This window comes from Dietzia cercidiphylli, assembly GCF_014145145.1.
Lineage (GTDB): Bacteria > Actinomycetota > Actinomycetes > Mycobacteriales > Mycobacteriaceae > Dietzia > Dietzia natronolimnaea.
This window is the reverse complement of record NZ_JAALEA010000439.1, coordinates 1-10,341: the sequence shown is the minus strand read 5'-3', so window position 1 is coordinate 10,341 and position 10,341 is coordinate 1. Positions and strand designations below refer to the sequence as shown.

The 10,341-nt window shown below is 68.2% G+C and carries 8 protein-coding genes and 1 tRNA gene; 5 read left to right on the top strand and 4 right to left on the bottom strand.

Annotated elements, in window-relative coordinates:
- From G6028_RS14970 to G6028_RS14960, 3 genes are all read right to left on the bottom strand, one after another.
- A partial coding sequence (locus G6028_RS14970; protein WP_182659349.1) for an MDR family MFS transporter occupies positions 1-1,481 on the bottom strand: 1,481 nt, incomplete at its 3' end.
- A complete protein-coding gene (locus G6028_RS14965; protein WP_182659348.1) occupies positions 1,481-1,948 on the bottom strand; it encodes a MarR family transcriptional regulator in 468 nt (155 codons plus the stop codon). The genes G6028_RS14965 and G6028_RS14970, both read right to left, overlap by 1 nt.
- 250 nt (positions 1,949-2,198) lie before the next feature.
- Positions 2,199-2,272: transfer RNA gene (locus G6028_RS14960), tRNA-Leu, on the bottom strand.
- Between the two features lie 79 nt (positions 2,273-2,351).
- Here G6028_RS14960 and polA point away from each other — a divergent pair.
- From polA to G6028_RS14940, 4 genes are all read left to right on the top strand, one after another.
- Entirely contained in the window at positions 2,352-5,135 is a 2,784-nt protein-coding gene (gene polA, locus G6028_RS14955; RefSeq protein WP_182659347.1) for a DNA polymerase I, read from the top strand.
- Between the two features lie 113 nt (positions 5,136-5,248).
- Positions 5,249-6,151: an ABC transporter substrate-binding protein gene (locus tag G6028_RS14950; protein WP_179525156.1), complete on the top strand. Its 903-nt coding sequence runs from the start codon at positions 5,249-5,251 to the stop codon at positions 6,149-6,151.
- 11 nt (positions 6,152-6,162) lie between these two features.
- Positions 6,163-7,143: an amino acid ABC transporter permease gene (locus G6028_RS14945; RefSeq protein WP_095717232.1), complete on the top strand. Its 981-nt coding sequence runs from the start codon at positions 6,163-6,165 to the stop codon at positions 7,141-7,143.
- The gene (locus G6028_RS14940; protein ID WP_277817618.1) at positions 7,140-7,901 is read left to right on the top strand and encodes an amino acid ABC transporter ATP-binding protein; all 762 of its coding nucleotides are present in this window, start codon (positions 7,140-7,142) and stop codon (positions 7,899-7,901) included. The genes G6028_RS14945 and G6028_RS14940 overlap by 4 nt, the downstream gene beginning before the upstream one ends.
- Positions 7,902-7,945: 44 nt before the next feature.
- Here G6028_RS14940 and G6028_RS14935 read toward each other — a convergent pair whose 3' ends face one another.
- Positions 7,946-8,800, bottom strand: coding sequence for a class I SAM-dependent methyltransferase (locus G6028_RS14935; protein WP_182659346.1), 855 nt, complete (start codon positions 8,798-8,800; stop codon positions 7,946-7,948).
- A 43-nt stretch (positions 8,801-8,843) separates the two neighbouring features.
- Here G6028_RS14935 and rpsA point away from each other — a divergent pair, with 43 nt between their 5' ends.
- Positions 8,844-10,322: a 30S ribosomal protein S1 gene (gene rpsA / locus G6028_RS14930; RefSeq protein WP_182659345.1), complete on the top strand. Its 1,479-nt coding sequence runs from the start codon at positions 8,844-8,846 to the stop codon at positions 10,320-10,322.
- Positions 10,323-10,341: the final 19 nt, after the last annotated feature.

Genomic DNA, 10,341 nt, shown 5'->3' with positions numbered 1-10,341 from the left:
GTCTCGAGCGCGCCCGCGCCGGACACCGGGTCGGCGAGGGCCTGCACGATCCCGAGAGCCTCGGGGTCGGCGCGCAGCACCGGGTCGGCCAGGCCCTCCTGCACCCCGCGGGCGAGGCTGCCGTCGGCGCCCGCCAGCTCCAGCTCGCTGGTGATGGAGCCGCCGACCCGGCTGAAGAGGATCGAGAGGAACACGGCCACCCCGGCGGTGCCGCCGAGCTGGCGGAAGAAGGTGGCGGACGCGGTGGCCACGCCGATCTCGCGCGGACTCACGGCGTTCTGCACGATCAGTGTCAGCGGCTGCATGCAGTTGCCCAGGCCGATTCCCAGCACCAGCATGTAGCCCATGACCAGGGTCAGTGAGGTGTCGGCGTCGATGGTCCACAGCAGGAACAGCCCGACGGCAGAGATGGCGGTGCCGAGGATCGGGAACTCGCGGACCCGGCCGGTCCTGGAGATGAGCTGGCCCGACACGATCGAGGCGCCCATCATGCCCGCCACCAGCGGCAGCATCATGAGGCCGGATTCCATGGGATCGGCGCCGTGCACGATCTGCATGTACAGAGGCAGGGTCATCATCCCGCCGAACATGGCCATTCCCACGATCACCCCGCCGGCGGTGACGATCGCGAAGGTGCGGTCGCGGAACAGACGCAGTGGGATGAGAGCCTGGTCGCCGGCCCGGGCCTCGACGATGAGGAACAGGCCGATCCCGCCCAGGCCCACGACGTAGCAGGCCAGTGCGGCCGGTGAGCCCCAGCCCCAGGTGTTGCCCTGTTCGGCCACCAGCAGGAGCGGCACCAGCCCGACGACGATCGCGGCCGCGCCCGCCCAGTCCACCCGGTGGTCCACGCGGACGTTCTTGACGTTGAGGGTGATCATCACCAGGGTCAGAGCGATGGCGCCGATGGGGACGTTCATGAGGAAGATCCAGCGCCAGCCGTCGATGCCGAAGATCGTCTCCACGCCGGCGAAGAAGCCGCCGACGACCGGACCGATGACCGAGGACGAGGCGAACACCGCGAGCATGTAGCCCTGGTACTTGGCACGGTCGCGCGGCGGGATGATGTCGCCGATGATCGCCAGGGAGAGCGACATCAGGGCGCCGGCGCCCAGTCCCTGGATCCCGCGGTACAGCGCGAGCGTGTACATCGAGTCGGCGAGCGTGCACAGCAGGGAGCCGAACACGAAGATCACGATGCCGATGACGAAGAACGGTTTGCGCCCGTAGATGTCCGAGAGCTTGCCGTACAGCGGCGTCGAGATGGTCGAGGTCATGAGGTACGCGGTGGTCACCCACGCCTGCGCGTCCAGGCCCTGCAGATCGTCGGCGATGGTCCGGATGGCGGTCGACACGATGGTCTGGTCCAGGCTCGCGAGGAACATCGCCGACATGAGGCCGGCGAGGATCACCAGGATCTGGCGATGAGAGAACTCGCCGTCCTCACCGGCCTGGGTCGTGACGGGTGAGCGGTCGGTCATCAGTTCTCCTTGGCGGACGTGAGGGCGTCGAGCTCGGTGCGCAGTGACTCCGCGAGGCGCTCCAGTCCCTCGTCGAGTGAGGCCGCCTGTTCGGGGGTCCAGTCGGCGAGGACGTCGGCCATCCACTGGCCCCGTCCGGCGAACACGCGGGTGACGAGGTCGCTTCCCTCGGACGTGAGGGTGACGACGCTCGCGCGCCCGTCATCCGGGTCGGGGACCTTGGCGACCAGACCGAGGGTCTCGAGGTGGCGGACCTGACGGCTCACCACCGAGATATCGGTGTGGAGACGGTCTGCCAGGTTCGTGACTCGGGCGGGTTCGTCATGGATGGCGAACAGCAGGGGGTGGGCGGACTGCTCCAGGGACTCGTGGAACCGCGGGACCGAGACATTGACCGCGCGTAGCAGTTTGACCACGCGGGACAGGTCCATGACGAGCTTGCCTCCCTGTTCGGCGTCAATCGCCACCCTGACCTCCCCGGTCTTGATTAAATTGCTTGCAGCAAGCAAGTATATGCACGGGCTTCTGGTTCCTGCAATCGACGGGAAAGGAGAGGTCTCGGGTGCGCCCGGAGTGCGGCACGGGCCGAGTTGACTATCGAAGAGGGAAGTCGACGCCGGTCGACAGCAGGGTGACCTCAAGGCCGATCCGGAAGGGGTTCCTCCGGCGGTGAAGCCGCTATCTACGTGGAGATGTGGTGACTGCGCGGCGTGGAAGTGCCCCCGGTCGGACTCGAACCGACACTGGACGGGTTTTGAATCCGTTGCCTCTGCCAATTGGGCTACGGGGGCGAACGCGGCGAGCCGCTGGTCGGAAAGTCTAACCGACGACCGGTGAGCGGCTGTCCGACGCCCGCCCTAGAGTGGCCGTGTGAGCACCACGAGCCAGACCGCCGAAGCCAGTTCCGCCGCCACCACCGCGTCCACCGACGCCGCCGAGGCACACGGGCCCACCCGTCTGTTGCTCCTCGACGGGCACTCGCTGGCCTTCCGCGCGTTCTACGCGCTTCCCGCGGAGAACTTCTCCACGGCCTCCGGGCAGCACACCAACGCGGTCTACGGATTCCTGTCGATGGTCGCCAACCTGGTCACCACCGAGGAGCCCACCCACCTGGCGGTGGCGTTCGACGTCTCCCGGGCGACCCTGCACCGGACGGCCGAGTACCCGGAGTACAAGTCGACGCGCTCGGCTGCCCCCGAGGAGTTCAAGGGACAGGTCGAGCTGATCCAGGAGGCGCTGGCGGCACTCGGGGTCCGCACCCTGTCCCTGGAGGGCCACGAGGCCGACGACATCATCGCGACCCTGGCCACCCAGGCGGCAGGGGCCGACACACTCATCTGCACGGGGGACCGCGACGCGCTGCAGCTGGTCTCCGACGCGGTGACCGTCCTCTACCCGGTCAAGGGAGTCTCGGAGCTCGCCCGCTTCACCCCCGAGGCGGTGGAGGCCAAATACGGGGTGACCCCCGCTCAGTACCCGGACGTCGCCGCGCTGCGGGGCGACACCTCCGACAACCTCCCCGGTGTGCCCAAGGTTGGCGACAAGACGGCGGCGAAGTGGATCGTCCAGTACGGCAGCCTGTCGGAACTGATCGCGCACGCGGACGAGGTCAAGGGCAAGGTGGGGGAGAGCTTCCGCGAGCACCTCCCGCAGGTGCAGCTCAACCGCCGTATCACCGAACTCACCCGGGACCTCGACCTCGGCGTCCAGATCGATGAACTCACGAGGCGCCTGCCCGAACGGGCGGACGTCAACGCCCTGTTCGACCGGCTGGAGTTCGGTCCCCAGGCCCGCGACCGGTTCCTCTCCGCGTTCCTCCCGGAAGGCGCACCCGAGCCGGTGCCGGAGATCGAGATCGAGCAGGCCGCGGTCCTGCGGGCGGGCGAGGTCTCGGACTGGCTGGCGGCCCACGCGCCGGCCGGGAGTCGGCACGGCCTCGTCGTCGTCGGTCCCTCACGACCGGGCGCGGGGGACGCGCAGTCGGTCACCGTGGCGGCGGCGGGCGGAGCCTCCGGACATATCGACCTCGCACGGATCGGCCCCGCCGACGACCAGGCTCTACAGGCGTGGTTGGCCGACGACGCGGTGTCGAAGGCGGTACACGATGCCAAGGCCGCGACCCACGCCCTGATGGGCCGGGACCTCCGCCTGGGCGGTGTGACGCTGGATGTGGCACTCGCCGCCTATCTCGTCCGTCCCGGTCAGCGCAGCTACGGCCTGGCGGAGTTGTTCCAGCGCCACCTGCAGCGTGAGCTCCCGGAGCCCGAGGCGGCGGAGAAACAACTGTCGCTGCTGGATGAGGTCGACGAGTCCGAGGCCGAGCAGCAGGCGGCCAACTCGGCGGCGACCCGCGCCCGGGCCGTGATCGACCTCGCCGAGCGCCTCGACGTGGAGCTGGAGCAGGTGCACGGTGCGCAGCTGCTCGCGGATATGGAACTGCCGCTCGTGCCGGTGCTCGCGCGGATGGAGTCGATCGGAATCGCGGTCGACTCGTCGGCCCTGGACGACCTCCGCGACGGGTTCGCCGACCGTGGGCGTGACGCGGCAGAGGCGGCCTACGCCGCGATCGGGGGCGAGCAGATCAACCTCGGTTCGCCCAAGCAGCTCCAGGTGGTGCTGTTCGACACCCTGGGCATGCCCAAGACCAAGAAGACCAAGACGGGGTACACCACCGACGCCAAGGCGCTGGAGGAGCTTCTCTCCAAAGAAACCGGGGACACCCCGGGACGGGCCTTCCTCGAGGCACTGCTGCTGCACCGCGAGGCGACCAAGATGCGCACCACCGTCGAGGGGCTGATCAAGTCCATCGGGGACGACGGGCGCATCCACACCACGTTCAACCAGACGGTCGCCGCGACCGGGCGGTTGTCCTCCACCGATCCGAACCTGCAGAACATCCCGGTCCGCACCGAGGACGGCCGACGGATCCGCAGGTCGTTCGTCGTGGGCGAGGGCTACGACTGCCTGCTCACGGCCGACTACAGCCAGATCGAGATGCGCGTGATGGCGCACCTGTCCGGTGACGAAGGACTGATCGAGGCGTTCCGGACCGGCGAGGACCTGCACTCCTTCGTCGGCTCCCGGGCGTTCGGGGTGCCGATCGACCAGGTCACCCCCGAGCTCCGGCGCAGGGTCAAGGCCATGAGCTACGGGCTCGCCTACGGGCTCAGCGCGTTCGGTTTGGCCGCGCAGCTCGGCATCAGCCAGACCGAGGCCCGCGAGCAGATGGACGCCTACTTCTCCCGCTTCGGGGGAGTCCGCGACTACCTGCACGCGGTGGTGGACCAGGCCCGACGTGACGGCTACACCGAGACGCTGTTCGGTCGTCGGCGCTACCTGCCCGAGCTCAACTCGGACAACCGGCTCAAGCGCGAGAACGCCGAGCGTGCGGCCCTCAACGCCCCTATCCAGGGCACCGCCGCGGACATCATCAAGGCGGCGATGCTCAAGGTGGACGCCGACCTCGACGAGCGGGGGCTGCAGAGTCGTCTGTTGCTCCAGGTCCATGACGAACTGGTGCTCGAGGTGGCAAAGGGCGAACTCGAGGAGGTCCGCGAGCTCGTCGTCGACCGGATGTACTCCGCCATCGAACTCAACGTCCCGCTGGACGTCTCCACGGGCACGGGGCCCGACTGGGACTCCGCGGCCCACTGAGTAACCAGTGGGTAACCACTGACGCCAAAAGCGGGCGGTGCGTTTTGTGGTGCTCGACGTATGCCCTAGGTTCATTGCAGATTCGGCTACCCGACGCCTGAAAGGGCACGCACATGACCCTCACCTCACGGCGCGGCCTCCGTGCTGCACTGGCACTGACCGCCACCGCGGCCCTCGCGCTCACCGGCTGCACCACCAACACCGAGGGTCCCGAGGACTCGGGAGAGCCGAGGCAGGAGGTCTCGCTCGAGACGGACGACGAGATCGCCGCCCTCGTACCGGCCGAGATCCGCGAGAAGGGCGTGCTGGTGATCGGCACCAACCCGCCGTACGCGCCCAACGAGTTCAAGAACGAGCGGGGCGAGATCGTCGGCTTCGACATCGACGTGATGACCGCCGCCGCCCAGCTCATGGGATTGCGTGCGGAGTTCCGCGAGTCCGACTTCGAGAAGATCATCCCCGCCATCGAGGGCGGCACCATGGACATGGGCGCCTCGTCGTTCACCGTCAACGACGAGCGGCTGCAGACCGTCGACTTCGTCACCTACTTCGAGGCCGGCATCCAGTGGGCATCGGCGGCGGGCACCGACGTCGACCCCGACGACGCGTGTGGCCTGAGCGTGGCGGTCCAGCGCACCACGGTCTCCGACCAGGAGGACGTGCCCGCCCGCAGCGAGGCGTGCGTCGCCGCCGGCAATCCCCCGATCGAGAAGGTCCAGTTCGATTCCCAGGACGAGGCCTCCACCGCCGTGGCGCTCGGCAAGGTCGACGCCATGTCCGCCGACTCGCCCATCTCGGCGTACGCCGTCAAGCAGTCCGAGGGCAAGATGCAGCTGGCCGGGGACGTCTTCGACTCCGCCCCCTACGGTTGGCCCGTGCGCAAGGGGTCCGAACTGGCCGCCGCGCTCGAGGCCGCAGCGGACAAGCTCATCGAGACCGGTGACTTCGAGAAGATCGCCCAGAACTGGGGCCTCGAGGACGGGTTGATCGACGACGCCGAGATCCGGAAGGGCTGAGTGACCGGTCGGTGAGCACCGCGCAGAACCGCGCCTCGGCCCCCCGAGACGCTCCTGACCCCATCGAGGCGGTGCCGCTCCGGCACCCGTGGCGGTGGGTGTCGGCGACCATCGTCCTGGTCCTGGTGTTCCTGTTCATCTGGGGCGCCGCGACCAACCCGGCCTACGGCTGGGGCACCTACGGCCGCTACCTGTTCGACACCCGGTTCGGCATGGCGGTGTTCTACACCATCGCGCTGACGGTGCTGTCGATGATCCTCGCCGTCATCCTGGGGGTCATCCTCTCGGTGATGCGGATGAGCAGCAACCCGGTGCTCAAGGCCGTGGCCTGGGTGTACCTGTGGATCTTCCGGGGGACGCCGATCTACGTCCAGCTGCTGTTCTGGGGCCTGATCTTCACGCTGTACCGGCAGGTCCAGTTCGGCATCCCCTTCACCGACTTCCAGATCGTCCGCTTCGACGACACGATGGTGTTGTACTCGGCGTTCTGGCTGGCGGTGGTGGGTCTGGCCATGAACGAGGCCGCCTACATGGCCGAGATCGTGCGGGCGGGTATCTCGTCCGTTCCGGAGGGACAGGCCGAGGCCTCCACCGCGCTCGGCATGTCGTGGGGTCAGACCATGCGCCGGACGATCCTGCCGCAGGCCATGCGGGTGATCATCCCGCCCACCGGCAACGAGTTGATCTCGATGCTCAAGACCACCTCACTCGTCGTTGCCATCCCGTTCTCCGGCGAGCTCTACGGTCAGGCCCGCGACATCTCCGGGGTCAATTTCCAGCCGATCCCGCTGCTGCTGGTCGCGGCCACCTGGTACCTGGTGATCACCAGCGTGCTCATGGTGGGCCAGCACTTCCTCGAGAAGAAGTTCTCCCGCGGCGCCACCCGCCAGCTCACGGCAAAGCAGTTGCGGGCGCTGGCCGAGGCGGACGGCCTCACCCCCTCCGGGCTCGCCGCGGCCAGAGGGACCGACCAGTCGGGAGGGATGCCATGACTCCGATGGTCAGGGCCGAGCAGGTCTGCAAGAGTTTCGGATCGCTGAGGGTGCTCAAGGGCATCGACATCGAGGTGGCCGCCGGAGAGGTGCTGTGCCTGGTCGGCCCGTCCGGGTCCGGCAAGTCCACCTTCCTCCGGTGCATCAACCACCTCGAGCGTGTCGATGCCGGTCGGCTGTACGTCGACGGCGACCTGGTGGGGTACCGCGAGAAGGGCGACAAGCTCTACGAGATCTCGCCCAGGCACGCGGCCAGGCAACGCCGGGACATCGGGATGGTGTTCCAGCACTTCAACCTCTTCCTGCACCGCACCGCCCTGGAGAACGTCATCGAGGCGCCGATGCTGGTCAAGGGTGAGTCGAGGGCGGAGGCCACCGAGCGGGCCAGGGCACTGCTGGAGAAGGTCGGGCTCTCGGCGAAGGCGGACGCCTACCCGGCGCAGCTGTCCGGTGGTCAGCAGCAGCGGGTGGCGATCGCCCGCGCGCTGGCGATGGAGCCCAAGCTCATGCTGTTCGACGAGCCCACGTCGGCACTCGACCCCGAACTGGTCGGTGAGGTCCTGGGGGTCATGCGGGATCTCGCGGACGCCGGCATGACCATGATCGTCGTCACCCACGAGATGGGTTTCGCCCGGGAGGTCGCCGACACGATCGCCTTCATGGACGACGGAGTCGTGGTCGAGGCCGGGCGTCCGTCCGAGGTGCTCGTGACGCCCGCCCATCAGCGGACCAGGGACTTCCTGTCGAAGATCCTCTAGCCGGAGCCCCGATCCTGTTGCCGTGAGGCAGGAGGGGGCGCGGGTCAGGGGAGAGCGGCCACGAAGATGGCGGTGCCGGGGAAGATGCTGCCGCGCAGCGGGCTCCACTGCCCCCATTCGCGGTCCAGCCATTCCGGCCACTCGGGCTCGATCAGGTCCTTCACCTCGAATCCGGCGCCGACCAGTTCCCGGATCCGGTCACCAGCCGTGCGGTGGTGCTCGACGTAGGTGAGGTCGCCCTGCTCGTCGTACTCGGTGTAGGGCGTGCGGTCGAAATACGGGAACGCGGCCACGAGTCCCTCGGGGCCCGGATCGTCACGGAAGATCCACCGCATCGGGTGGTTGACGGAGAAGACGAACCGTCCGCCGGGTCGGAGCACGCGTGCGGCCTCCGCCATGACCCCGGCGGTGTCCGCCACGAAGGGGATCGCCCCGAACGCGGAGAACGCGACGTCGAAGCTGTCGGTGGCGAAGGGCAGGCGGCCGGCATCGGCCTGGATCAGTGGTACCCCGGCCGCGGGGCCCGTCGACCGGCTCGCGGCCTCGGCGCCCACGCGGAGCATCCCGGCGGAGAGGTCGACGGCGACGGCGCGGGCCCCGCGGCCGGCGATCCACCGGGAGCACGGTGCGGAACCGCACCCGATCTCCAGGACGTCGCGGCCCGTGACGTCACCCAGGAGATTCCAGTCGCCCTCGTGCAGGCCCTCGGGACACCACACGAACTCGCCGTCGGGGGAGTGTGCGCCGAGGAAATCCCCGTGTTCGTCGTGGTACTCGACCGCTTCCGTGTCCCACCACGTGCGGGAGGCGCGGACGGACTCGCCGTGGTCGGGGGGGTTTGTGGACGTCACGCTGGCAGAGTACAGTTGACCGTCGCGTGCGTACACGCTCGCGAACATCTGTCCACCTACGATTCCTATCCACTCCGGAGCACCCCACCCTATGACCACCAAAACCACCTCGCCGCAGGTAGCCGTCAACGACATCGGCTCCGCGGAGGATTTCCTCGCCGCCATCGACGCCACGATCAAGTACTTCAACGATGGCGACATCGTCGAGGGCACGATCGTCAAGGTCGACCGCGACGAGGTCCTGCTCGACATCGGATACAAGACCGAGGGTGTCATCCCCTCGCGCGAACTTTCCATCAAGCACGATGTCGACCCCGGTGAGGTCGTCGAGGTGGGCGACGAGGTCGAGGCCCTGGTCCTGACCAAGGAGGACAAGGACGGCCGTCTGATCCTGTCCAAGAAGCGCGCCCAGTACGAGCGCGCCTGGGGCACGATCGAGGAGCTCAAGGAGAAGGACGAGGCCGTCAAGGGCACCGTCATCGAGGTCGTCAAGGGTGGCCTGATCCTCGACATCGGCCTCCGTGGCTTCCTCCCCGCCTCCCTGGTGGAGATGCGCCGCGTCCGCGACCTCCTTCCCTACGTGGGGCAGGAGCTCGAGGCCAAGATCATCGAGCTGGACAAGAACCGCAACAACGTCGTGCTCTCGCGTCGTGCATGGCTCGAGCAGACCCAGTCCGCGGTCCGCTCCGAGTTCCTGCACCAGCTGCAGAAGGGCCAGGTCCGCAAGGGCGTCGTGTCCTCGATCGTCAACTTCGGTGCGTTCGTCGACCTCGGCGGCGTCGACGGTCTCGTGCACGTGTCCGAGCTGTCCTGGAAGCACATCGATCACCCGTCCGAGGTCGTCGAGGTGGGCCAGGAGGTCACCGTCGAGGTCCTCGACGTCGACCTGGACCGCGAGCGTGTCTCGCTATCGCTCAAGGCCACCCAGGAGGATCCGTGGCGGCACTTCGCCCGGACCCACGCGATCGGTCAGATCGTGCCGGGCAAGGTCACCAAGCTCGTGCCGTTCGGCGCGTTCGTGCGAGTCGACGAGGGCATCGAGGGCCTCGTCCACATCTCCGAGCTGGCCGAGCGCCACGTCGAGGTCCCGGATCAGGTCGTCACGGTCAACGACGACGCGATGGTCAAGGTCATCGACATCGACCTCGACCGTCGTCGTATCTCGCTCTCGCTCAAGCAGGCGGACGAGGACTACACGGAGGAGTTCGACCCGTCGAAGTACGGCATGGCCGACAGCTACGACGAGGCCGGGAACTACATCTTCCCCGAGGGCTTCGATCCCGAGACCAACGAGTGGCTCGAGGGCTTCGAGAAGCAGCGTGAGGAGTGGGAGAACCGCTACGCGGAGGCCGAGCGTCGTCACAAGATGCACACCGGTCAGATCGAGAAGGGTCGCGCCGCTGCCGCGGAGGCCGCTGAGGCCGCGCCGACCAACTACTCGTCTGAGTCCGCTCCGTCGTCGCGTCCCGCTGCTGCGGCCGACGCCGCTCCGGCCGAGACCACCGGCGGTTCGCTGGCCTCGGACGAGCAGCTGGCAGCCCTGCGTGCCAAGCTCGCCGGAGGCGAGTGATTCTCGCTGACTGAGGCGG